Below are 24150 nucleotides of genomic sequence, written 5' to 3'. Positions count from 1 at the left end.
CGCTGCGGAATCGTCCTTGAGAAGATGCATCTCTGCCACTTTGCGTTTGGAGGCGAAAATTCTATAGTTGCGGTGCGGAAGAGAAGAAAAAATTTTCTCTTTGCGCGCTCGAAACGACACATATATAGAAAATAATTCCAGTCAACCCCGGATGTGGGGGAAGCGAGTATCGCATGCGGTTCTTGCCGGTGTTTCTCGATCTCAAGGCCGGTCCGGTGGTCCTCATCGGCGCGGGTGAGCTTTTGCGTGCCAAGCTGCGCGTGCTCGCTGCGGCCGGTGCGCGCATCCGCGTGCATGCGATCGACGGCAATCATGATCTGGGTCTCAACTCGGAGGACGCGGTGCGCATCGAGATCGCTGCCGGCGATCCACTGACCGCCGATCTCGCCGGCGTCATCGCCATCGTCTGCGCTGGTGCGGGTGATGTGGGCGTGGCGATGTCGGTTCGCGCCAAGGCTCTCGGTCTGCCCGTCAACGTCATGGACGATCTCGAACATTCCAGCTTCATCTTCCCGGCGATCGTCGATCGCGGCGATGTCGTGGTCGCAGTCGGCACCGGCGGCACTTCGCCCGTCGTGGCACGGCGCGTGCGCGAGAAGATCGAGGCGCTGCTGCCGGCCCGTATCGGCGAGCTCGCCGAGTTCATCGGCGGCTTTCGCAAGTCCATCAACGAGCGCATCACCGAGTTTCCGCTGCGCCGCCGGTTCTGGGAGCGCGTCATCGACGGCCCGATCGGCGCTGCCGTGCTCGGCGGCCGCAGGAGCGAGGCGGATGCCGCGCTCAAGGCGATTGCCGATCCCTCCGAATTCGCGCGTGCCGATAAGCCGGAAGGCTCGGTCGCGCTGGTCGGCGCCGGTCCCGGCGATCCCGATCTTCTCACCATCAAGGCGCTGCGCGCATTGCAGGACGCCGACATCGTCTTCCATGACGAGCTGGTCTCGGGCGAAATTCTCGACCGCATCCGCCGCGACACCACGCGCGTTGCCGTCGGCCGCCGCGTCGGCAAGCCCGGCATCGGCCAGGACGCCATCAACAAGCGCATGATCGAGGCCGCGCAATCCGGTCAGCGCGTGGTGCGGCTGAAGGGCGGCGATCCCTTCGTGTTCGGCCGTGGTGGCGAAGAGGTCGAAGCCCTGCGCGCGGCAGGCGTCGCCTATTCGATCATCCCCGGCATCACCGCGGGGCTCGGCGGCGCCGCCGATTTCGAGGTGCCGCTCACCTACCGTCACGAAGCGACCCGCATCACCTTCCTCACCGCGCACAAGGCGCGCGACGCGGAAGTCGTGGACTGGGCCACGCTGACCGACACCAGAATGACCGTTGTGGTCTACATGGGCATGACTGCCGCGCCCGCCGTGCGCGCCGGCCTGTTCGCCGCCGGCCGTTCGCCGGAGACGCCGGTCGGCGTGTTCGCGCGCGTCACCCGTCCCGATGCGCAGGGCGCGATCGGCACGCTGCGCGACCTTCCCGAGCTGGTGCGGCGGGTCAGCGGCGGACCCGCCATTCTCATCATCGGCGAGGTGGTCCGGCATGCCGGTTCCCTTCGTCGCGAAACCCCAAAGCAAATCATCTCTGACCTATTGGATGCAGCCGAATGACCTCTCCGCTTGAACAGAAGAAGATCAAGATCGCTGGCCCCTCGATCGTGACCGCCAACCGTACCTGGGACGGCATCGTGGTTTATCGCACCGCCGCCAGGAGCTGGTCCCCGGACCTGTCGGAAGCTGCGATCGTGCGCAACTCCGACGAGGCCAAGGCGTTGCTTGCGGAGTCCGTCGCCGATGACGTCGGCGCGATCGGTCCCTATATCGCCCCGGTGCAGGTCGGCGCGGACGGCAAGATCGAACCCGGCAATCTGCGCGAACAGATCCGCCGCACCGGTGTGACCATCGGACAGTCGGCCCAGGTTTAAGGCGCTTTCTTATGTATGCTTACGACGAAATCGACCGCACGCTCGTCAATGAGCGCGTCTCGGAGTTCCGCGACCAGGTGAAGCGGCGCCTCTCCGGCGAGCTCACCGAGGACGAGTTCAAGATCTTGCGCCTGCAGAACGGCGTCTATCTGCAACTGCACGCCTACATGTTCCGCGTTGCGATCCCCTATGGCACGCTGGCGACGAACCAGCTGCGGGCGCTCGCCCATGTTGCGCGCAAATACGACCGCGGCTACGGCCATTTCACCACGCGGCAGAACATCCAGTTCAACTGGATCAAGCTCGCCGAATTGCCGGACGCGCTGGAAGATCTCGCCAAGGTCGGCATCCATGCGATGCAGACCTCCGGCAACAACATGCGTAACGTCACCTCGGACCAGTGGGCCGGCGTCGCGCCGGGCGAGATCGAGGATCCCCGCATCTGGTCGGAGCTGATCCGCCAGCACACCACGCTGCATCCGGAGTTCTCGTTCCTGCCGCGCAAGTTCAAGATCGCGATCACCGCGTCGGACCACGACCGTGCCGCGATCAAGATCCACGACATCGGCCTTCGCCTGATCAAGAACGAAAAGGGCGAGACCGGCTTCGAGGTGCTGGTCGGCGGCGGTCTTGGCCGCACGCCGTTCATCGCCAAGACCATCAAGCACTTCGTGCACGGCCGCGATATTCTCAGCTATATCGAGGCGATCCTGCGCGTCTACAATCAGTACGGTCGTCGCGACAACATCTACAAGGCGCGCATCAAGATCCTGGTGCACGAGCTCGGCATCGAGAAGTTCTCCCGCGAGGTCGAGGAGGAGTGGCAGCACATCCGCAACTCCTCGCTCCAGATCGACGACGAGGTGATCGAGGACATCCGCTCGCGCTTCACCTATCCTCCTTACGAAAAGCTCCCGCACATGCCGGACGAACTTCGGCAGGCGGCGGCCGATCCCGATTTCGAAGCGTGGCGCAAGAACTCGGTGGCCCCGCACAAGAACCAGGGCTACTCCATCGTCACGATCTCGCTGAAGCCGATTGGCGCGCCTCCGGGCGATGCCACGGCGGAGCAGATGGATGCGCTGGCCGATCTCGCCGACAAATATTCCTTCGGTGAGATCCGCGTTGGCCACGAGCAGAACCTGGCACTGCCGCATGTCGCCAAGCGCGATCTGCCGGCGCTGTGGAAGGCGCTCGACAAGCTTGGCCTCGCGACGCCGAACGTCAACCTGATCACCGACATCATCGCCTGCCCGGGTCTCGACTATTGCTCGCTGGCGAATGCGCGCTCGATCCCGATCGCGCAGGAACTGACGCGGCGCTTCGCCAACCACGAGCTCGCCAACCTGATCGGCCGGCTCCACATCAACATCTCAGGCTGCATCAACGCCTGCGGTCATCACCATGTCGGCCATATCGGCATTCTCGGCGTCGAGAAGAACGGCGAGGAAGTCTACCAGATCACCATCGGCGGCCGTGCCGACGAAAACGCCGCGCTCGGGAACCTGATCGGGCCGGGCGTCAAGTTCGACGAGGTCGCCGACGTCGTCGAGGACATCGTGGAAGCCTATCTGGCGCTGCGCGAGCGGCCGGACGAGCTGTTCATGGACACAGTGAAACGCCTCGGCGTCGACCCCTTCAAGGAGCGCGTTTATGCCACTCGTTAACGGCGGAAAGATCGCCGACGACAGCTTCGTCAAGCTGGCCGTCGACACGCCGCTGCCCAAGGGCGGCGACATCCTGGTGCCGGCCGAGCGCTTCATCGGCGAGGCCGATGCGCTGCTCAAGCGTGCCGGCAAGGTCGGCGTGATCTGGCCGAACAACCGCGACATCGCCGAACTGGTCCCCTATCTCGGCAAGATCGCCGTCGTTGCGCTGGTGTTCCCGACCTTCCGCGACGGCCGCGCCTACAGCCAGGCCCGGCTGCTGCGCGAGCGTTACAATTTCCGAGGCGAATTGCGCGCCACCGGCCAGGTGCTGCGCGACCAGTTCGTGTTCATGCTGCGCGCCGGCTTCGATGCCTTCGACGTCAAGAAGCAGGCCGACGCGGAAGCCTTCATGCAGACCGCCAAGCGCTATTCGGTGTTCTACCAGCCGACCGGCGACGGCCGCATCACGGCCTTGCACCGGCGCATGCAGCTGCGCCATTCCGAAGGCGTCGGCACGTGAACGCGATCGCGCCTCAGGTTTCGCCGACGTCCGCCTCTGCGCTGCCGTCGGCGGACGAACTCGATCGCGCGCTGCGCGATGCCTCGCCCGCGGAGATCGTCGCCGCGGCGCTCAAGACGGTCGGGCGCGAAAAGCTTGCGCTGGTGTCGTCGTTCGGCACGGAATCGGCGACGCTGCTGAAGGTCATGGCGGACGTCGACCCCGCGATCCCCGTGATCTTCCTCGATACCGGCTGGCTGTTCGAGGAGACGCTGGCCTATCGCGACACGCTGATCGCGACGCTTGGATTGAAGGACGTCCGCTCGATCAAACCGGCGGAGGAGACGCTGGCGCGCGAAGATGCCGACCGCGATCTCTGGTTCTCTGATCCCGATGCCTGCTGTCGCATTCGTAAAGTCGAGCCGCTGGCGCGGGCATTGAAGCCGTTCTCGGCCTGGATCAACGGCCGCAAGCGCTTCCAGGGCAATGCGCGCGCCGACATTCCGGTGGTTGAAGACGATGGCGTGCGGTTGAAGTTCAACCCCTTCGCCAACGTCTCGCGCGAGGAACTCGAGGCCATCTTCGTCCGCGCCAAATTGCCGCGTCATCCACTGGCCGCCTCCGGTTTCCTGTCGGTTGGGTGTATGCCTTGCACGAGCAGAACGGCCGAAGGTGAGGATGAACGTGCCGGTCGCTGGCGCGGCCGGGCCAAGACAGAATGCGGCATCCACACGATGAAGACTTCGTAGCACAGTCACGCTGCCACGCTGCGAACAAGAAAATCCGGTTTCGTTGACTTAAGTGCGTTTCGCCGCGAGTTTCGCCTGCCTTCGCTGACACCGATGTCATCGAAGTGAATGGAGATGGACATGATGCGCCGTATCGTTCCGCTCGCTGCAGGACTTCTCGCGACGGTTTTTGTGGCAAGCGCGGCTCTCGCTGCCGACATCAATTTGCTCAACGTGTCGTATGATCCGACGCGCGAGCTCTATGCCGAATTCAACAAGGCGTTCGCGAATGCCTATCAGAAGGAAACCGGCAAGAGCGTCGAGATCAAGCAGTCGCATGGCGGCAGCGGTTCGCAGGCGCGGGCGGTGATCGACGGATTGCAGGCCGATGTGGTGACGCTCGCGCTCGCCTACGACATCGACGCGGTCGCCGGCAAGGGCCTCACGGCGACGGACTGGCAGAAGCGGTTACCGCAGAATGCGTCGCCCTACACGTCAACCATCGTGTTCCTGGTGCGCAAGGGCAACCCCAAGGCGATCAAGGACTGGGACGATCTGATCAAGCCGGGCGTTGCCGTGATCACGCCGAACCCGAAGACATCGGGCGGCGCGCGCTGGAATTATCTGGCGGCCTGGGGCTTTGCGCAGAAGAAATACGGCGCCGCCGACAAGGCCAAGGACTTCATCGGAAAGCTCTACCAGCAGGTGCCGGTGCTCGATACCGGCGCGCGCGGCGCCACCGTGACCTTCGTCGAGCGCGGCGTCGGCGACGTGCTGCTCGCCTGGGAGAACGAGGCGTTTCTCGCCCTGAAGGAATTCGGACGGGAGAAATTCGAGATCGTGGCGCCGCCGCAATCCATCCTCGCCGAGCCGCCGGTCGCGATCGTCGACAAGGTTGCCGACAAGAAGGGCACCCGCAACGCCGCCGATGCCTACCTCCAGTATTGGTACACCAAGGAGGGGCAGGAGATCGCCGCGCGCAACTTCTACCGCCCGCGCGATGCCGAGATTGCCAAAAAATACGAAAATGCCTTCGCAAAGGTCGAACTATTCACGATCGACGACGTTTTCGGTGGTTGGACCAAGGCGCAGAAGGAACATTTCGCCGACGGCGGCATCTTTGACCAGATCTATAAGAATTGATCTGGCGCTGTCTTAATGGGCTTTAGCAGGGGGCCTGGTGAGCGCACGCGCAGCACGACGCCGGACATTGCCGGGCTTCGGTCTCACCATGGGACTGACGCTTTCCTGGCTGTCGATCATCATCCTGATTCCGCTCGCCGGGCTGTTCCTGAAATCGCTCGAGCTCAGCCCCGAGCAATTCTGGAACATCCTCTCCAGCCGGCGCACCCTGAATGCCCTGCGGGTTTCCTTCGGCCTCGCGTTCGCGGCGGCCTGCGTCAACCTCGTCATGGGCAGCATCATCGTCTGGGCGCTGGTGCGCTACCGCTTCCCCGGCCGGCGGCTGTTCGACGCCATCGTCGACGTGCCCTTCGCGCTGCCGACGGCGGTCGCCGGGGTCGCGCTGACCGCGCTGTTCGCCGAGAAGGGCTGGCTCGGGGCGCCGCTCGCGGCGCTCGGCATCAAGGTGGCGTTCACGCCGGTCGGCATCTTCGTCGCCATGATCTTCATCGGCATTCCCTTCGTGGTGCGCACGGTGCAGCCGGTGCTGCAGGATCTCGACCCTGAGATCGAGGAGGCCGCGGGCAGCCTGGGCGCCAGCCGCTGGCAGACCATCATCCGCGTGATCCTGCCCTCGCTCGCGCCGGCGCTGCTCACCGGGCTCGCGCTCGCCTTTGCCCGCGCGGTCGGTGAATATGGCTCGGTGATCTTCATTGCCGGCAATCTGCCTAATGTCTCCGAGATCGCGCCGCTCTTGATCGTGATCCGGCTGTCCGAATTCCGCTACGCCGACGCGACCGCCATCGCTGTGGTCATGCTCGTCGTCTCCTTCGTCATCATTTTCGCCGTCAACCGGCTCCAGCGCTGGGCGCGGAGCCGGATCCCGGCGCGCTGAGGAGGATGCGATGACGATGCAGATCGCAGACTCCGTGTCGCTCTCGGCTCCCGACGCCAAGGCACGTGCGAAGGCACGGGCACATGCGGCGGCGGCGCAAGACAATTTGCGCACCGAACCGCGCGCGGTGCGCATCACCATCATCGCGCTGGCGATGATCTTTCTTTCCGTCTTCGTCGTGCTGCCGCTGGTGGTCGTGTTCGCGCAGGCCTTTTCGAAGGGAATCCTCGCCTATCTCTCCGCGCTCGCCGAGCCGGAGGCGCTGGCCGCGATCAAGCTGACGTTGATCGTCGCGGCGATCTCGGTCGGCCTCAACCTTGTCTTCGGCCTCGTCGCCGCCTGGGCGATTGCAAAATTCGATTTCCCGGGCAAGACCTTCCTGATCACGCTGATCGACCTGCCGTTTTCGGTCAGCCCGGTGATCTCCGGTCTCGTCTTCGTGCTGCTGTTCGGCGCGCAGGGCTATTTCGGCGGCTGGCTCAGGGATCACGACATCCAGATCCTGTTCGCCGTGCCCGGCATTGCGCTCGCCACCACCTTCGTGACCTTCCCGTTTGTCGCGCGCGCGCTGATCCCGCTGATGCAGGAGCAGGGCACGCAGGAGGAGGAGGCCGCGGTTTCGCTCGGCGCTTCGGGCTTGCAGACCTTCTTCCGCGTCACCCTGCCCAACATCAAATGGGGCGTGCTCTATGGCGTCCTGCTCTGCAATGCGCGCGCGATGGGCGAGTTCGGCGCGGTCTCCGTCGTCTCAGGCCATATCCGCGGTGAGACCAACACGATGCCGCTGCTGGTCGAGATCCTCTACAACGAATACCAGTTCGTCGCCGCCTTCGCGATCGCCTCGCTGCTGGCGATGCTGGCGCTGATCACGCTGATCGCAAAGACGGTTCTCGAACGTCACCTCGACGAAGGAGACGACGCAAGTGACCATTGAAGTCAAAAATCTCGTCAAGAAGTTCGGCAGTTTTGCCGCCCTCGACGGCGTCGACCTCAAGGTCGACAATGGTGAATTGCTGGCGCTGCTCGGTCCGTCAGGCTCCGGCAAGACCACGCTGCTGCGGATCATCGCCGGCCTCGACTGGCCTGATTCCGGCGAGGTCTCCTTCAATGGCGAGGACGCGCTGGCGCAGGGCGCGCGCGAGCGGCATGTCGGCTTCGTGTTCCAGCATTACGCGCTGTTCCGCCACATGACCGTGTTCGAGAACGTCGCCTTCGGCCTGCGCGTGCAGCCGCGCGCGGTACGCAAGGACGAAGCCGCGATCCGGGCGCGGGTCAAGGAGCTGCTCGACCTCGTTCAGCTCGACTGGCTGGCCGACCGTTATCCGAGCCAGCTCTCCGGCGGCCAGCGCCAGCGCATTGCGCTCGCCCGCGCGCTCGCGATCGAGCCGCGCATCCTCTTGCTCGACGAGCCCTTCGGCGCGCTCGATGCCAAGGTGCGGAAAGAACTGCGCCGATGGCTGCGCTCGCTGCATCACGAGATCAACGTCACCTCCATCTTCGTCACCCACGACCAGGAGGAGGCGCTCGAAGTCGCCAACCGCGTCGTCGTCATGGACAAGGGCAGGATCGAGCAGATCGGCTCGCCCGACGACGTCTACGAGACCCCGGCGACGGCCTTCGTGCACGGCTTTATCGGCGAGTCCATCGAACTGCCGGTTCAGGTCGAAGGCGGCGTGATCAGGCTGGGTGACCGGCCGCTCACCCTCGCGGCGGACGGGCTTGCGCCTGGCGCGTCAAAGCTGTTCGTGCGGCGACATGACATGCTGGTCGGGCCCCCCGGCAGTGGCGCCTTCGAGGGCGCGGTCCAGCACGTCCGCAATTTCGGTCCCGTGCAGCGCGCCGAGGTCGCATTGTCGGGCGGCGAGACCATCGAGATCGACGCCCCCCGCGACAAGGAACTGCGCGCCGGCGACACCATCGGCCTCGAGCCGCGCCGTTACCGGATATTTGCGGGCTAACGCTCTGTCATTCCGGGGCGATGCGAAGCATCGAACCCGGCATCTCGAGGTTATGGCGCGAGAGTCTCAGGTGCGCGATTGCGCACCACAGTTCAGCCCTGCGCGCTGCCCCGGAATGACAGGAACGATTTTCTTCAAAATTCACCTTTCAGCCACGGTTGGTATGCAACAACGGCCCCTCATTCGGGGGCTTTACATGCGCGCTGCGGCCGCAATTCTCATCACTTTGCTGCTTGCCGGCTGTGCCGGCAACGAGGCACCGGTCCAGCAGCCGTCCATGTATGCCGATATGGCGGTCCCGGGCTCCAAGCTCGATGCGCAGGCGGCCGCGATCATGATCTCGCAATACCGCCAGAACAACGCCCTCGGCACCGTCGTCATCGACCCTGACCTGATGCGGCTCGCCGAATCCCAGTCCCAGGCTATGGCTGCGGCCAACAAGATGGATCACGACGTCCGCGCGCCGCTGGCCAAGCGCCTTGCCACCGGCGGCTATCCCGCCACCGTTGCCGTCGAGAACGTCTCGGCCGGCTATCATACGCTGGCGGAAGCGTTTTCCGGCTGGCGCGATTCGCCGCCCCACCGCGCCAACATGCTCAAGGGCGGTGTCACAAAATTGGGCATCGCGGCGAGCTATGCTCCCGGCACCAAATACAAGGTGTTCTGGACCATGATCCTGGCCTCGACCGAGCCCCGATAAGCCAGACTTGATCCGGGATGCATTGACGCCGCGGCGGAGGGTCGCCACGGTGGCTCGCCTTTTGCTATTGTTCCTGCATGATCGATCATAGCCCGGAATCCGCCAGCATCCCCGCGAATGCGCAACGCGTCCTGGTCCTTCAGGGCGGCGGCGCGCTTGGCTCCTATCAGGCCGGCGCCTATCAGGCGCTGTGCGGCCACGGTTTCGAGCCGGAATGGGTCGCCGGCATCTCGATCGGCGCGGTCAACGCCGCCATCATCGCCGGCAACGAGGGCCCGACGCGCGTCAAGCGGCTCAAGGAATTCTGGGAGATGGTCTCCGCGCCGGTGCCGTGGAAACCGATCGGCAAGAGCGACCACAGCCGCGAGCTGTTCAATTCGACCAGTGCCGCGCTGATCGCGACCTTCGGCGTGCCCGGCTTCTTCACGCCGCGGATTCCGCCGGCGCCGCTCTGGCCGCCCGGCAGCCCGCAGGCCGAGAGCTATTACGACACCGCACCGCTGAAGAAGACGCTGGAGCGTCTGGTCGATTTCGACCGCATCAACGATTTGAAGACGCGCCTGTCGGTCGGCGCGGTCGGCGTCACCTCCGGCAATTTCAAATATTTCGACAATTACGAGTTCAAGAAGCTCGGCAAGACCATCGGCCCCGAGCACATCATGGCCTCCGGCGCGCTGCCGCCCGGCTTTCCATCCGTGATGATCGAGGGCGAGCATTATTGGGACGGCGGCATCGCCTCCAACACGCCGCTCGACTACGTGCTCGACGCCGAGGTCGATCGCGACATGCTGATCTTCCAGGTCGACCTGTTTTCCGCGCGCGGCGATCTGCCGACCTCGCTGCTGGAGGCCGCCGAGCGCGAGAAGGACATCCGCTATTCCAGCCGCACGCGGATGAACACCGACAAGAACAAGCAGATCCACAACGCCCGCAGGGCGGTGCGCGACCTGATCGGCAAATTGCCGGATTATCTCAAGAACGATCCTTCCGTCGAATTCCTGGCGAAGGTGTCGCGCGAAAGCACCGTCACCGTCGTGCATCTGATCTACCGCAGCAAGAACTACGAATCCTCGTCCAAGGATTACGACTTCTCGCACGTCGCCATGGTCGAGCATTGGGAGGCCGGCGTGCGCGACGTGCATCTGTCGATGCGCCACAAGGACTGGCTCGAGCGGCCGCAGTCCGGTGAGACCATGGTGACCTACGATCTCACGGGGGACGTCACCGCGCCCCCGGCAAAAAGGAGCGAATAGAATGGGTAGTCTGTCAGGCAAGAATGCCGTCGTGACCGGGTCCACTAGCGGCATCGGGCTCGCCTATGCACGCGCCTTCGCCGCCGCCGGCGCCAATGTCGTCATCAACGGCTTCGGCACGCCGGAGGACATTGAGAAGGAGCGCGCGAAGATCGAGGCGGACTTCAAGGTGAAGGCGATCTATTCGCCCGCCGACATGACCAAGCCGGCCGAGATCGCCGGCATGATCGCGCTCGGCGAGAAGACCTTTGGTTCAGTCGACATCCTCGTCAACAATGCCGGCATCCAGTTCGTCTCGCCGATCGAGGAGTTTCCGCTCGAGAAGTGGGACCAGATCATCGCCATCAACCTGTCCTCGGCCTTCCACGCCATCCGTGCCGCCGTGCCCGGCATGAAGAAGAAGGGCTGGGGCCGCATCATCAACACGGCATCGGCGCATTCGCTGGTCGCCTCGCCCTTCAAGTCGGCCTACGTCTCGGCCAAGCACGGCATCGCAGGCCTGACCAAGACCGTGGCGCTGGAGGTCGCGACCCACAAGATCACCTGCAACTGCATCAGTCCCGGCTACGTCTGGACCCCGCTGGTGGAGCGGCAGATCCCCGACACGATGAAGGCGCGCAATCTGACGCGCGAGCAGGTCATCAACGACGTTCTGCTCGACGCGCAGCCGACCAAGGAGTTCGTGACGTCCGAGCAGGTCGCCGCATTGGCGCTGTTCCTGTGCGGCGATGATGCCGCCCAGATCACCGGCACCAATCTCTCGATCGACGGTGGCTGGACGGCGGAGTAGGGGCTCGATGCCGTAGGGTGGGTTAGCCCTGCAGATACGCGAAGCGTATCTGCTCGGCGTAACCCACCACTTCTGTTACCCGAGGAAACAAAAGAGGTGGGTTACGCCTTCGGCTAACCCACCCTACGAAACCGAGAACGACGCGTCCGCTGCCGCTTAATGCGTCCAGGCCAGCGCCGTCACGAACGCCGACGACAGGTTCAGCTCCGCAAACATGATCTTGCCTGCGACCACGAACAGCACGCTGGCAAGCGTCAGCCGCAGCACCGTCTCCGGCACCCGCGTCGCGCTGTAGCTGCCGATGATGATGCCGGGCAGCGAGCCCATCAGCAGCACGCCCATCAGGGCCCAATCCACGTCGCCGAGCGCCCAGTGCCCGATGCCGGCGACCAGCGTCAGCGGCACCGCATGGGCGATGTCGGAGCCGACGATGGTCGCCATGGGCAGGCGGGGGTAGAGCAGCAGCAGCACGGTCACGCCGACCGCACCGGCGCCCACCGACGAAATCGACACCAGCACGCCGAGCACGATTCCGGTGACGACGGTGGCAATCGCGGTGGTGCGCTCGTCGACCTGTTCGAGCCGGCCGCGATAACGCTCCATGATCGATTTGCGGAAGATCAGCGAGGTCGCGGTCAGCAGCAACGCAAAGCACAGCACCAGATTAACCAGGCTTCGCTCGGAATCGCTTCTGAGGTCGAGCTTCCACAGCACCAGCAGCGTCACTGCGCTCGCGGGAATGCTGCCGCAGGCGAGCCGCAGCACCGCCGGCCAGTGCACGCTGCGCGACCAGCCATGCACCACGCTGCCGCCGGTTTTGGTGGCGGCGGCATAGAGCAGATCGGTGCCGACCGCGGTGGAGGGATGAACACCGAACAGCAGGATCAGCAGCGGCGTCATCAGGGAACCGCCGCCCACGCCGGTCATCCCGACGAGCAGGCCGACGCCGAAACCGGAGGCGACGTAGAGTGGATCGATCATGTCTGGAGAATCTTAGGTTGATCTCGTCGGTTGAGCAATACGACGTAGAATAAACTTTCCCCGGGGCGCAACCGCTTGGGCGGAATAAGAAAAATTGTGCTGCGTGTCGGAAATGGAGAGGTGTTTCCGGTTGTTCCCAGGCGCACTGCGAAACAGTCGTTCCCCACGGGGAGCGAGCAAGGGCGCGCCTTAGTACCTATTTACCAAACGCCAGCACGTGCAGCCCCAACCGCTGTCGTACGATCCAGAACAGCAGCACCGTCTCGAAGGTGAGCGAGATCGAGGTCGCGGCCGCGGCGCCGTGGCCGCCGTAGCGCGGCACGAGTGCGATGCAGAGCATGAGGTTCATCACGAAGGCCAATGCATAAGCGAGCGCACAGATCTTCTGCTGGCCGAGCATGTTGAGCAGCCGCTCGACCGGTCCGATCGCGGAGCGCACCACGAGCCCGATCGCGGCGACGAACATGATGTCGTAGCCGACCACGAATTGCGGCCCGAACAGCCAGAGCAGCGGCTTGCCGAGCGCGAGCAGCACGATGGTCGCCGCCAGCGACGGCCAGAACGTCCAGTTGATGGCATGCGCGACATAGGCGGACAGGCGCGCCTTGTGGCCGCTGGCGTTGTATTCGGCGAAGCGATGCGCCGTCGTTGCCGACATCGCGTAGTGGATGAACGAGACCAGCGCCAGCGTCTTCACCACCGCGAAATAGACCCCGACCTCGTCGGAGGGGCGGAACTGCTGCAGCACCAGCACGTCGGTGTAGGACAGCAGCAGGTAGAAGCTCTCGACCAGCAGGATCGGCAGCGAGACGGCGAGCCAGCCGCCGATGTCATAGGTCTTGGGGCCGGGCTCGATATGGTCGGCGAGCTTGCGGTTCAGCACCACCATCTGCCCGGTCATCGCGACCCACACTGCGCCGGCGCTCGCGACCATCGCGGCGACGGCGCCGAGATGGTAGCCGAGCAGGAAGGCGCTGGCCGTAATGCCGATGATCAGCGCCTGGCGGATGATGAATTGCGGCATCAGGCCGAGTTGCATCCAGTCATGCGAGCGCGCGATGCCGTCCTGGGTGTTGGCGACGACGAAGGCGGGCAGCGTCATGCAGCCGATATAGAGTGGCAGCTCCTCGGCCGGGTCGATCCAGGGCGACAGCAGCCTGACGATGCCGGCAAGAGCGAGCGAGACCAGCGTGGACACCGCGAAGGTCAGCCAGCGGCTGCCGGAGAGAAAGCCGCGCAGCAGCGCCTGCTCGCCGCTGGTGCGATACTCCGGAATGATTTTCTGCGCCGAGGCCGAGATGCCGAAATCCATCATGCTGCCGAGCAGCAGCACCCAGGTCCAGACATACACGTAGATGCCGTAGTCGGAGGTGCCCATCCAGCGCGCGAGCAGGACCTGCGAAAAATAGGCAAGGCCCGCGCTGATGACCCGGATGATGAAGATGGTGCCGGCCAGCCGCCGCGTCAGCGATGCCTCGCTCGGGCCGCCCGTCAGCCTGGCCCGCAGCCGCGCGATCAGCCCGGCCGGTCCGGTCGTTGCAGGTTCTGCATCCATCACGGCCAATTAAAGTCCCCAGGCTACCGCATGACGCAGGCTTGCTGCGGTGGCCCTGGGGCTTAGCAACCATTCGTTAAGATTCGGTTGGGTGGCGTTCCATACTCGGTGTCGTCCCGGACGAGCGAAGCGAAGATCCGGGACCCATAACCCCGAGAAGAAGTTGTGGGCGAGCTGGTCACTCCGAGTCTTCGCCAAACCACGCCTGTGGCCATGGGTCCCGGATCGGCGCGCGCTGAGGCGCGCTTGTCCGGGACGACAGCTGAAAGTGGGGCGCGAGCCGTGCAACTTCCTCGCGCTAACCGGTACTCACTCCAAATTCGTATTGAACTCGTACGCCTTGTCCGGCCCGACCAGCGTGAATTTCAACGCCGCGCCCTCCGGCTTGGCGCCAGGCGGCAGGCCGTCGAGCTCGAACGAAAATCGCTTCACCCCTGGCGGGCTCTGCTCGACCGGAGCCGGAATCGGCAGCGCCCAGTCGGGCGTCGGACCTTCCACGAACAGATTGACGTCGCGCGCATCCGGCGTGACCACGTCGACCGTCACCTTGGTGGCGCCGTCGCGCTTGACGTCGCGGATGGTGAGTGGATTGGGATCGCCGATATTGGCGGGCTTCGGCACGGTGTCGAGGGCCGCACGTAGATTGGCATCCTCGGTCGAGGCCACGCTGTTGAAGCCGAGCTCGGCGCTGGCCTCGACCGGAATGCAGAGTTTTTCGCACACCGCGTAATTGATATCTGCGCGCAGGGTCACGGGCTTGTCGGCCGCCTTGGCGACGATGCGCAGGGGCAGCACGATCTGGTTGTGATAGCCGATCGAATGGCCGCCGGCGCCGTCGTTGAATTTCAGCGGTGCAGGCCACATCACCGTCACCGCCTCGACATTGTCCGACTTGGAAAAATCGAACCGCGGCGGGACACCGGAATCGCCGGGGGAGCGCCAATAGGTCTTCCACCCCTGCTGGAGCTGGATGGCGATACCGCCGAGCAGGACGGCGCCGCTGCGCGATCCCGCCAATAGCCGCACCGCGGAATGTCCGTCGCGCTGCCACGGCGAGGCGTCATCGGCCCGGGCTACGATGGCCAGCGACGACGCAAACAGGGTTGTCGCGACGCCAATCGCCGCACGTAGGGGAACTCTTGTGAGCATGGCACGTCTTTACAGGGTCGCCCTGAGGCAAACCATTGAATTGCTTGTGATGGATGCACTTGAATCAAGTCTCTGCAAGCCTTGATTTGACAGCGGCCCGGCCCGACATCAGGATAGGAATTGAAACCGGAGTGCTTAACCGATGGCTCCCACAGGCAAGAGGACGGGCGAAAGCACCCGCAGCGCGGGACCCGTGCTCCCTAATTCGGCCGGTTATCTCGACGGCCGGCTCTTGATCGCGATGCCGGTGATGGGCGATTCCCGCTTCGAACGCTCGGTGATCTATCTCTGCGCCCATTCGGCGGAGGGAGCGATGGGCATCATCGTGAACCACCCGGCTGGCAGCATCGACTTCCCCGAACTCTTGCAGCAGCTCGGCATCATCAAGAAGGGCGAGCACATCAAGCTACCGGAGAACGCCGAAAGCATGAAGGTGCTGCGCGGCGGCCCGGTCGACACGGGGCGCGGCTTCGTGCTGCATTCCAGCGACTTCTATATCGAAAACGCGACGTTGCGGATCGACGACGGCGTCTGCCTCACGGCGACCGTCGACATCCTGCGCGCGATCGCCAACGGCTCCGGCCCCAAGCACGCCATCCTCGCGCTCGGCTATGCCGGCTGGGCGCCGGGCCAGCTCGAGACCGAGATCCAGAGCAACGGCTGGCTGCATTGCGATGCGGATGCGGATCTGATCTTCGGAGACGACGTCGACGACAAGTACGGACGCGCCCTGCGCAAGATCGGCATCGACCCCGGCATGCTCTCGAACGAGGCCGGGCACGCGTAGCTGGCTAGTAGCTGTTGCAACAACCTCCCGTGTCGTCCCGGACAAGCGGAGCTTCTGGCAACGCGTAGCGTTGTCCAGAGCGAAGCGCAGATCCGGGACCCATAACCCCAGGCCGGAATTAGAGCGTGGGAACTTAACTCCGAGTCTTCGTCAAACCACTGCCTGTGGTTATGGGTCCCGGATCTGCGCTTCGCTTTGCTACGCTTGTCCGGGACGACGGCCGAATTTGTGGCTACTCCAATGCCACTCACTCCGCCGCCTGCTGCTGCACCGTCGGCTCCGTCCCCGCCACCGTCGCGCGGCGCATGTCGCGAGGTTGCGACTGGTCGTAGCGGCGAACGCGGTGCATGGTCTGGCGGTTGTCCCACATCACGAGGTCGTGCAGCTTCCATTTGTGGACGTAGACGTACTCTCCTTGCGTTGCGTGCTCGTTGAGATCGCGCAGCAACAGGCGGCCCTCGGGCACGCTCATGCCGACGATCTTGCCGGCATGCGATGACAGATACAGCGACTTGCGGCGATGCACGGGATGCGTCCGCACCAGCCTTTGCAGCACCGGCTTGAACATCTCCTTCTCATCCTCGGTGTATTCGGTGAAGCCGAGCGATCCCCGCGAATACATCAGCGAGTGCTCGCAGATGAGATCGTCGATCTCCGCCTTGGTGTCGTCGTCGAGCGCGTCATAGGCGGCGCGCATGTCGGCGAATTCGGTGTTGCCGCCCTTCGGGTTCACGACCCGCGCCGACAGCAGCGAGAATTTTGCAGGGATGGGCCGGAACGAGCTGTCGGAGTGCCACAGGCAATTGCCGAGGTTGAACAGATTGGCGCGGCTGTCCTTCGGCAGCGGCTTGCCGTCCTTGCCGAGGTTGGAGACGTCGTTCAGGCCCGAGTTGAGGCGGTATTCGCTGGCCTTGGTAATGTTGCCGCCACGCGCATCCTCACGCTGACCAAAGTTCAGCGCAAAGGCCATCTGCTGCTCGTCGGTGATGTCCTGATCGTGGAACACCAGCACCGCGTATTTGTCCATGGCGGCCTCGACCTCGCGCGCCTCGACCTCGGTCAGAGGCTTTCGCAAATCGAGGCCGGAAACCTCGCCGACAAAATGCTTCTGAAGCTGCCGGATGGCGATCGTCATGGCGTTTTCTCCCGCATGTGCGAGCGGTTGGCCCCGCTCTGTCGGCGAAAAAGCTACTCTCGCACTCGCCGTTGTCAACGCTCGGCGCGCATGGCTCTCACGCGTTGCGCGCCATCAGACCGCCGTCGACCGGGATCACCGCGCCGGTGAGGAAGGACGCCGCCGGCAGGCACAGGCTCAGCGTCATATGCGCGACCTCCTCGGGATCGCCGTAGCGGCCGAGTGCGGTGCGGCGCTTGGCGTAGATTGTCTTGTGCTCCTCCGAGATGCGGTCGGTGATTGCGGTGCGGATCGGACCCGGGCAGATGCAGTTGACGGTGATGCCCTCGCGGCCGAGCTCGACGGCAAGCGAGCGCGTGAGGCTCGCCACGCCGCCCTTTGCTGCCGAATAGGGGCTGTGCAATGCGGTGGCGCCGAGTGCCTCGGTCGAGGCGATGTTGACGATGCGCGGGTTCTTCGATTTGCGCAGGTAAGGCAGCGCGGCGCGGATGATGCGCGGATGCGCCGTCAGCATCACGGCGATGCCTTTGGCCCAGGAATCCTCATAGGCCTCGTCGTCGATCGCGACGCGCACGGAGATGCCGGCATTGTTGACGACGATATCGAGCCCGCCGAAATGTGCCGCGACATCATTCACCACGCGCTTGACCTCGGTGCCATCGGCGACGTCGAGCTTCCAGGCTTTTGCCGAACCGCCGCTCGCGGCGATCTCCTTCGCGACGGCGAGCGCGCCTTGCTCATCATAGTCGGTGACGGCAACGTTCGCGCCCTCCGCGGCGAACACGTAGGCGGTGGCGCGCCCCATGCCGCTGGCTGCGCCGGTGACGAGAACGGTCAGGCCCTTTACGGACCGGCTGAGCCGTTTGAACTCGGACATGCTGTTTCCTCGCGCCCTGCTTGTTCTTGTTATGATTGACAAGGCTGGCATCGATCCGCAGACAGGTCAAACAAGCAAGACAAGAGGGGAGGCCGCGATGGCGAACGAGCTCGATTTCTCAGGCAGGCAGGTGCTGGTGGTCGGCGGTTCCAGCGGGATCGGCAACGGCATCGCGCAAGCGTTTCGCACGAGGGGCGCGCATGTCGCGGTTTGCGGCACGCGTGCGCAGCCAAAGGATTATTCGATCGAGGAAGGTTCTGATCTCACGGGTCTGTCTTACGCGCAGCTCGACGTCAGCAACCCCAGTGCGATCGAGGCATTCAAGCCGTCCTTCGAACGGCTCGACGTGCTCGTGCTGGCGCAGGGCGCCGTGCTCTATCGCCGCGGCGAATTCGAGATGATCGGCTTTCGCAAGGTGGTCGAGGTCAATTTGATGAGCCTGATGGCCTGCGCCACGCGATTTCATTCCATGCTGCGGGATGCGAAGGGGTCGCTGATCATGGTGTCCTCGACCGCGGCCTATCATTCCACCATGGGCAATCCCGCCTATAACGCCTCGAAGACCGGTGCGGTCGGATTGACGCGGACGTTGGGCGAGGCCTGGGCCGAGGATGGCATCCGTGTCAACGGCATCGCGCCGGGACTCGTCGACACCAAGATGACGAAGGTGACGACCGACGATCCCAAGCGGCTCGAAGGCGCACTATCACGCATTCCGCTGCGGCGCCTGGGAACGCCGGCCGACATGGCCGGCGCGGCCCTGTTCCTGGCCTCGCCGCTGTCGTCCTACATCGTCGGACAGACGCTGGTCGTCGATGGCGGGCTGATCCTGTAGATGGGGTGAGCGCAGCGATACCCGGGAACGGTGTAAGCAAAGTCCCGGATGTCGCGGAGCCTGTCATCGGGACGGCGCTTCGCGCCGATCCGTTGGCTTATCCGGGCTGCGCACTACGCCTTCTACACTTTCGTCATGATTTGGAACTGCGCCGCGCCTGATCGGTTACTTCGGCTGACCACCGAGGAGGATCATCATGGACACGGATCGGATTGTTGGATCGGCCAAGGAATATGCCGGACGCGCGGAAGGCGCGGTCGGAGACATGGCAGGCGATGCGAAGACGCAGGCATCGGGCAAGGCGCGGGAAGCCGCGGGCACGGTGCAGAATCTCTACGGCCAGGCCAAGGATGCCGTACGCGAGGCCGGCGAGACTGCGGCAGACTACGCCAAGGACGCCTACGACAACAGCGGCGAGACTCTTCGCGATGGTACGCAAGCATTGTCGAAGAAGGTGCAGGACAATCCGCTCGGCGCGCTGCTGGTCGCCGGCGGCATCGGTTTCGCGCTCGCGCTTCTGATGTCGCGACCTGCACGCCGTCCGCCGACGCGCTGGCGCTATTAGGATTTGTGACCAAGTCCCGTAACTAACGCCCGAACTCTCGTGCCCCGGACGCAATGCGGCCTAGGCGATGCGTAGCATCGTCCGGCAAAGCCGCATTGCTGAGCCGGGGCTCGTTCTTTTGTAAGCGCCGCTCAAGCTGGGTCCCGGCTCTGAGCAGCAGCATTACACGCTGCTGCCCGTCCGGGACACGCGAGCAACTCCGGGAAGAGCAACTCCGGGAACTACCGGAACATCTCCGCCGAGCGCCCGACGCTGCCGGGCGGACGCGGAATCCCTGGATTGGCGTTCGGATTTGGGTTGCGCGGCGCAGGCGCCAGTTGACGCGGTGCTGGCGCCGGCTGCGGAGAGCCGAAGCCGAAGAAATCGCGGAACGACGGCTGGGCCTGTGCCGGCTGCTGCACCACCGGCGGCTTCTTCGGCGCGAGCTTTGGCGGCGCGATCGCCGCGGCTGCGCCCGGCGATGCGGAAGGCGCGCCGCCGTCGGGCGTTGTCGCGGCCATCGGCGTATCGCCCTTGGCCTGCTCGCGGCCGACTTCGCGGCGCGGCCAGGCATAATCGTCGGCCCGGCCGGCTGGAGCGGCCAGCGGCTCGCCCTTCACCATCGTCTTCGCAGCCAGCGCATCGACGGCGGCGGGACGCGAGCCCGGGCCGCCCAGCAATTGATCGGTCGAGATCGAGGCCGCAACCAGCGGCACGATCGGCCCCGCCAGCGGCCGCGGTGCGGGTTTGCCGGGCTCGGCGCTGGTGTCGGGCGTCGCCGGCTCGCTCGGCAGCGCGATCGGGCCGGAGCGTCCTGCCAGCAGGCGCGTGATCTCGCGCTCGACGTAATGCGCGAGCTTGCGCGCGCCCGGCTTTGTGAAGAAGACGCCGTCAGAGCTGCGGAGCTGACGGATCTGGCCTTCGAAGTCCGGACCCTTCTGAAGGAAGCGACCGGCCTCGTCGACAAACCCGTCCCAGACGTCGACATAGGTAATGCCGGCCTTGGCCGCGCCTTCGCGATAGAGCGAATCCAGGAACAGCATGTCCGCCGTGCCCTTCTGCCCGCGGATGGCGGGAAGGCCGACCCACAGCACCGGCACGCCCTTCGTCTTGAGGACGTTAGCGAGCTCCTCGATCTTCTTGCCGTAGAGCTCGACCCAGCGGTCGTCGCGGAATTCGTAGAGGCCGTTCGGATTGCGGGCCGTCTTTTCGGGCGCGGCCGCCGGCGCATCGGCATTGTCGGCGTCGTCCTGCGGCAGATCAGCATCGGCAGGCTTGTCGTCGGGCTTGGCGGCGGTGTCGTTGCCGGGCTTGGCGTCCCCCGGCTTCGCTGGCTGTTTGGCGCGCGCGCCCTTGTCGTTCTTCTTGTCCTTGTCTGCGGCGGCCTTGTCCGTCTTGTCGGCGACGGGCTCGCGGATCGCGCTGCGGTCGTTGAGGCCCAGCATGACGACGATCACGTCGGGCTTTTCGGTCTCGAGGATGCCCCTTGCGGCAGTCGTCCAATCCGCGGGCTCGCCGCGCGGCTGGTACTTGATCAGGCCGGACGTGGTCTTGTGCTTGCGGATCACGCCCATGTCGGGCTGCTCGGTGTAGGCGTCTTCCAGGCCATAGGCGAGCCAGTCGGCCATGGCGTCGCCGATCACCAGCACGTTCTTCTCAGGGATGGTGTCGCGCTTGGCTGGCGCCGGCGCGCGCGAAAAATCCTGGCGTGGCGCCTGCGGCTGTTGCTGCTGGAACGGCGTGAAGAAGTCGCCGCCGAACCAGCCGCCGCCTCCGCCACCGCCCCGTTGTGGTGGCGGAGCCGAACGCTGCGGCGGGCCGCCGAAGCCGGGGAAGTTGAAGAACTGCGCCGAGGCAGGCCCTGCGACCGAGACCAGAATCGCAAGCGCCGTCCCCAGCGCGATCAACGGGCCGGTCTCGGTCAGCGCCTTGAACAGGGACTTCGGCTTCGACATGCGATCTCGGGCCAACGCAATGGGGATCGGAGGTAGCTCAATATAATAACGGAATCAGGCGCCAAACGGGCAAATTCCGTTGCAGATTCTTGAACCCATACACCGGGGAACAGCCGCCTACGTCAAGGCTGCCTGCCAAAATCCCCGTTCAGGGTTACTTTCGGCGCGATTTTACCGTCCGCGCAGCCGTTCCAGTGCGTCCGAGGAGGCAAAACCGTCCGCGGGCACTCCGATCGAGGCCTGGAAATTGCGCAGGGCTTCCCGGGTCTGGCCGCCGAACTGGCCGTCCGGAGTGCCCTTGTAGAAGCCGCGCTGGGCCAGCAGCTGCTGCAGCTCCAGCCGCTCGGTGCGCGACAGCTCGCGCTCCTGCCGCGGCCAGGGCTGCACGAAGGGCTGCCCTCCGCGCAGGCGGTCGGCGAAATGGCCGATCGCCAGCGCATAGGCCTCGGCCGGGTTGTATTTCATGATGACGCGGTAATTCTGCAGCATCAGGAAGCCGGGCCCCTGCGCGCCGGCGGGGGCCAGCAGATAGGCTTTCTCCGCCGGATGCGGGAACGGCTGGCCCGTCGCCCGCTTCAGCCCGAGCTTCTCCCATTGCGCGATCGTCATCGCCTTGGCGCGGTCGGCCAGCATGTAGTTGAAACCCTGGGGCACCACGACCTCAAAGCCCCAGGTCTGACTGGCCTGCCAGCCGTCCTTCTTCAGGTTGTTGGCGGTCGATGCGATCAGGTCGGTCGGATTGTCGACGACGTCGCGCCGCCCGTCGCCATCGCCGTCGACAGCAAAGCGCTTGAACGCGGTCGGCATGAACTGGGTCGGGCCGAACGCGCCGGCCCAGGAGCCGCGCATCTGCTCCGGCCTGAGGTCGCCGCGGTTGAGGATCTCCAGCGCGGAGAGGAACTCGTCCTTGAAATAGGCCTGGCGGCGGCCGATGCAGGCGAGCGTCGCGGTCGATTGCAGCACGCTGCGATCGCCCATCTGCGTCGAGTAATTGGACTCGATGCCCCAGATCGAGGCGATGATGTAGCGGTCGACGCCAGTGGCCTTTTCGGTGGCGTCGAACTGCGCCTTGTACTTGGCGAGGATCTCGCGGCCCTTGGCGAGGCGGTTGTCGTTCACGAGGATGTCGAGATAGTCCCAGATCGATTTTGTGAACTCCGGCTGCGAGTCCATCAGGTCCATGATGCGCAGATCGGGTGAGAGCCCGGCCGTGAAGCGCTGGAAGTTTTCCTGGGTGATGTTGCGCCGTGCGGCATCGGGCCACATCGCGGCAACGCAATTGCTGAAATTGCCGGCGGCCTCGCGGATCGCCGCGGCCGTCATCAGCGGATGGCCGGAAGCCCCGTCCTCACCGCTCCAGGGGAGAGCGCCGCCGGGACCGGGCGCAGGTTGCGAGGGCGCAGCGTTGGGGCCCGAGAAGATGCCGCCGAACAGATTGGACAGGCCGTTCTGCGCCTGGGCGTGCGCGCTGACGGGCAGCAGCAGAGCGGCCGCGATCATCGCCGCGCCGGTCACGGATCCCGCCCGTCTTGCCTGCCCTGCCACCAATTGCATCATGTCCCACCCATCGGCCTTCCAAAAATCTGCCATCAGGAGGCCCGGTTACGGTTGCCAATAGCTTAACAAAGGTGAAATTTTGGTGGCGGCCTTTTTCTTAACTCTGCGCGGGTGAGGCCCCACATCCGCCTTTGTTGGCGGCTGCAAACAGGCTAGCAAGATGCCATTGCTCCGTTCCGCCGTTCCCATGTGCCCCCAGGTATTCGATCAATCACATGAAAATTCGCAAAGCCGTATTCCCCGTCGCCGGCCTCGGCACCCGTGTCCTGCCCGCCACCAAGGCGATGCCGAAGGAAATGCTGACCATCGTCGACAAGCCGCTGATCCAGTACGTCTATGACGAGGCGAGGGAGGCCGGCATCGAGCACTTCATCTTCGTCACCGGCCGCAACAAGAATGTCATCGAAGATCACTTCGACCGGATGTTCGAGCTCGATGCGACGCTCAGCCAGCGCGGCAAGAAGGCCGAGCAGGAGATTTTGGCGCAGAACCAGCCTGAAGCCGGCGCCGTCAGCTTCACCCGCCAGCAGGCGCCGCTCGGCCTCGGTCACGCGGTCTGGTGCGCGCGCGACATCGTCGGCAACGAGCCGTTCGCCGTCGTGCTGCCCGACGAGCTCGTGCTCAACTCGCCCGGCTGCCTCAAGCAGATGATCGAGACGGCGTCGACGCTCGGCGAGAAATCCAACCTGGTCGCGGTCGAGGCGGTGCCCGACCATCTCACCCATCAATACGGCATCTGCGGCGTCGGCAAGCGCAACGGGAAGATGTTCGAGGTCGACGGCATGGTCGAGAAGCCGGCCAAGGGCACCGCGCCCTCCAATCTCTCGATCACCGGCCGCTACATCCTGCAGCCTGAGATCTTCAAGATCCTCGAGACACAGGAGCGCGGCGCCGGCGGCGAGATCCAGCTCACCGACGCCATGATCGGCCTTGCCAGGTCGCAGAAGTTCTACGGCGTCGAGTTCGAGGGCGAGCGCCATGATTGCGGCTCCAAGCCCGGCTTCCTCCGCGCCAACATCGCCTACGGCCTGAAGCGCCCGGAGCTGCGGGACGGGCTGATCGCGGAGATGAAGAAGTATCTGGGGCAGTAGCTGCCACATCCTCGCTGTCGTCCCTGCGAACGCAGGAACCCATACCGCGTGGTTCATCGATTGCAGTCGGTAGCAGTACCGAACTGCGAGTCTTCGCCCAACTCTTCCCTGTGGCTATGGGTCCCGGCCTTCGCCGGGACGACACCGGGGATGTGGCGCGCGGCTCCGCTTACAACAC

Annotated in this window: 23 protein-coding genes; 16 read left to right on the top strand and 7 right to left on the bottom strand. The window is 64.7% G+C overall.

Annotation, left to right across the window (positions count from 1 at the left end):
- Positions 1 to 173 precede the first annotated feature (173 nt).
- The 12 genes from cysG to XI04_RS17420 all read left to right on the top strand — a co-directional run bounded on the left by cysG (position 174) and on the right by XI04_RS17420 (position 11506).
- On the top strand, positions 174 to 1598 hold the full coding sequence (gene cysG, locus XI04_RS17475) for a siroheme synthase CysG (RefSeq protein ID WP_271611069.1): 1425 nt from the start codon (positions 174 to 176) through the stop codon (positions 1596 to 1598).
- On the top strand, positions 1595 to 1912 hold the full coding sequence (locus XI04_RS17470) for a DUF2849 domain-containing protein (RefSeq protein ID WP_028142067.1): 318 nt from the start codon (positions 1595 to 1597) through the stop codon (positions 1910 to 1912). The genes cysG and XI04_RS17470 overlap by 4 nt, the downstream gene beginning before the upstream one ends.
- 11 nt (positions 1913 to 1923) lie before the next feature.
- Positions 1924 to 3579: a nitrite/sulfite reductase gene (locus tag XI04_RS17465; RefSeq protein ID WP_038950057.1), complete on the top strand. Its 1656-nt coding sequence runs from the start codon at positions 1924 to 1926 to the stop codon at positions 3577 to 3579.
- Entirely contained in the window at positions 3566 to 4081 is a 516-nt protein-coding gene (locus XI04_RS17460; protein WP_038950058.1) for a DUF934 domain-containing protein, read from the top strand. The genes XI04_RS17465 and XI04_RS17460 overlap by 14 nt, the downstream gene beginning before the upstream one ends.
- Complete coding sequence (locus XI04_RS17455) at positions 4078 to 4809, top strand: phosphoadenylyl-sulfate reductase (RefSeq protein ID WP_038950059.1); 732 nt, start codon at positions 4078 to 4080, stop codon at positions 4807 to 4809. The genes XI04_RS17460 and XI04_RS17455 overlap by 4 nt, the downstream gene beginning before the upstream one ends.
- Positions 4810 to 4929: 120 nt before the next feature.
- The gene (locus tag XI04_RS17450; RefSeq protein ID WP_370156053.1) at positions 4930 to 5931 is read left to right on the top strand and encodes a sulfate ABC transporter substrate-binding protein; all 1002 of its coding nucleotides are present in this window, start codon (positions 4930 to 4932) and stop codon (positions 5929 to 5931) included.
- A gap of 37 nt (positions 5932 to 5968) precedes the next feature.
- Positions 5969 to 6805 carry a sulfate ABC transporter permease subunit CysT gene (gene cysT / locus XI04_RS17445; protein ID WP_081494297.1) on the top strand — a complete coding sequence of 279 codons (837 nt, stop codon included), beginning with the start codon at positions 5969 to 5971 and terminating at the stop codon, positions 6803 to 6805.
- A gap of 10 nt (positions 6806 to 6815) precedes the next feature.
- Positions 6816 to 7739, top strand: coding sequence for a sulfate ABC transporter permease subunit CysW (cysW, locus tag XI04_RS17440; protein ID WP_038950062.1), 924 nt, complete (start codon positions 6816 to 6818; stop codon positions 7737 to 7739).
- On the top strand, positions 7729 to 8763 hold the full coding sequence (locus XI04_RS17435) for a sulfate/molybdate ABC transporter ATP-binding protein (protein WP_028142060.1): 1035 nt from the start codon (positions 7729 to 7731) through the stop codon (positions 8761 to 8763). Before cysW ends, XI04_RS17435 begins: the two co-directional genes overlap by 11 nt.
- Before the next feature lie 196 nt (positions 8764 to 8959).
- Positions 8960 to 9463, top strand: a complete 504-nt coding sequence (locus tag XI04_RS17430) for a CAP domain-containing protein (protein WP_018318739.1) — start codon at positions 8960 to 8962, stop codon at positions 9461 to 9463.
- A 77-nt stretch (positions 9464 to 9540) separates the two neighbouring features.
- Positions 9541 to 10716: a DUF3734 domain-containing protein gene (locus tag XI04_RS17425; protein WP_028142058.1), complete on the top strand. Its 1176-nt coding sequence runs from the start codon at positions 9541 to 9543 to the stop codon at positions 10714 to 10716.
- Between the two features lies 1 nt (position 10717).
- Entirely contained in the window at positions 10718 to 11506 is a 789-nt protein-coding gene (locus XI04_RS17420) for a 3-hydroxybutyrate dehydrogenase (RefSeq protein ID WP_028142057.1), read from the top strand.
- Positions 11507 to 11662: 156 nt separating this feature from the next.
- Here the strand turns inward: XI04_RS17420 and XI04_RS17415 are convergent, their stop codons facing one another.
- From XI04_RS17415 to XI04_RS17405, 3 genes are all read right to left on the bottom strand, one after another.
- Positions 11663 to 12487, bottom strand: a complete 825-nt coding sequence (locus XI04_RS17415; protein ID WP_028142056.1) for a sulfite exporter TauE/SafE family protein — start codon at positions 12485 to 12487, stop codon at positions 11663 to 11665.
- 196 nt (positions 12488 to 12683) lie between these two features.
- The gene (locus XI04_RS17410; RefSeq protein ID WP_271609265.1) at positions 12684 to 14051 is read right to left on the bottom strand and encodes a flippase; all 1368 of its coding nucleotides are present in this window, start codon (positions 14049 to 14051) and stop codon (positions 12684 to 12686) included.
- A gap of 300 nt (positions 14052 to 14351) precedes the next feature.
- Positions 14352 to 15191, bottom strand: coding sequence for a protein-disulfide reductase DsbD domain-containing protein (locus tag XI04_RS17405; RefSeq protein ID WP_271609264.1), 840 nt, complete (start codon positions 15189 to 15191; stop codon positions 14352 to 14354).
- A 142-nt stretch (positions 15192 to 15333) separates the two neighbouring features.
- On the opposite strand from XI04_RS17405, the gene XI04_RS17400 reads away from it, so the two are divergent.
- On the top strand, positions 15334 to 15978 hold the full coding sequence (locus tag XI04_RS17400) for a YqgE/AlgH family protein (RefSeq protein WP_028142053.1): 645 nt from the start codon (positions 15334 to 15336) through the stop codon (positions 15976 to 15978).
- Between the two features lie 247 nt (positions 15979 to 16225).
- On the opposite strand, the gene XI04_RS17395 is transcribed toward XI04_RS17400, so the two are convergent.
- Together XI04_RS17395 and XI04_RS17390 are read right to left on the bottom strand one after the other, a co-directional pair.
- A complete protein-coding gene (locus tag XI04_RS17395) occupies positions 16226 to 17113 on the bottom strand; it encodes a TauD/TfdA dioxygenase family protein (RefSeq protein ID WP_271609263.1) in 888 nt (295 codons plus the stop codon).
- A gap of 97 nt (positions 17114 to 17210) precedes the next feature.
- Positions 17211 to 17990: an SDR family NAD(P)-dependent oxidoreductase gene (locus XI04_RS17390; protein ID WP_271609262.1), complete on the bottom strand. Its 780-nt coding sequence runs from the start codon at positions 17988 to 17990 to the stop codon at positions 17211 to 17213.
- A 97-nt stretch (positions 17991 to 18087) separates the two neighbouring features.
- Here XI04_RS17390 and XI04_RS17385 point away from each other — a divergent pair, with 97 nt between their 5' ends.
- Positions 18088 to 18825 (top strand): SDR family NAD(P)-dependent oxidoreductase, encoded by a 738-nt coding sequence (locus tag XI04_RS17385; RefSeq protein ID WP_095424712.1) that lies wholly within the window; start codon positions 18088 to 18090, stop codon positions 18823 to 18825.
- Between the two features lie 196 nt (positions 18826 to 19021).
- Positions 19022 to 19390, top strand: a complete 369-nt coding sequence (locus tag XI04_RS17380; protein WP_028142049.1) for a CsbD family protein — start codon at positions 19022 to 19024, stop codon at positions 19388 to 19390.
- A 221-nt stretch (positions 19391 to 19611) separates the two neighbouring features.
- On the opposite strand, the gene XI04_RS17375 is transcribed toward XI04_RS17380, so the two are convergent.
- Entirely contained in the window at positions 19612 to 21324 is a 1713-nt protein-coding gene (locus tag XI04_RS17375) for an SGNH/GDSL hydrolase family protein (protein ID WP_152102367.1), read from the bottom strand.
- A gap of 171 nt (positions 21325 to 21495) precedes the next feature.
- Entirely contained in the window at positions 21496 to 22881 is a 1386-nt protein-coding gene (locus XI04_RS17370; protein ID WP_173015938.1) for a lytic murein transglycosylase, read from the bottom strand.
- A 215-nt stretch (positions 22882 to 23096) separates the two neighbouring features.
- Between XI04_RS17370 and XI04_RS17365 the strand changes: the two genes are divergently transcribed.
- On the top strand, positions 23097 to 23972 hold the full coding sequence (locus tag XI04_RS17365) for a UTP--glucose-1-phosphate uridylyltransferase (protein WP_271609261.1): 876 nt from the start codon (positions 23097 to 23099) through the stop codon (positions 23970 to 23972).
- The last annotated feature ends 178 nt before the right edge of the window (positions 23973 to 24150 follow it).

Source organism: Bradyrhizobium sp. CCBAU 11430 (assembly GCF_028128855.1).
GTDB lineage: Bacteria > Pseudomonadota > Alphaproteobacteria > Rhizobiales > Xanthobacteraceae > Bradyrhizobium > Bradyrhizobium ottawaense.
Note: the sequence above shows the minus strand (reverse complement) of the source record. Positions and strands in the feature narration are given on the sequence as shown.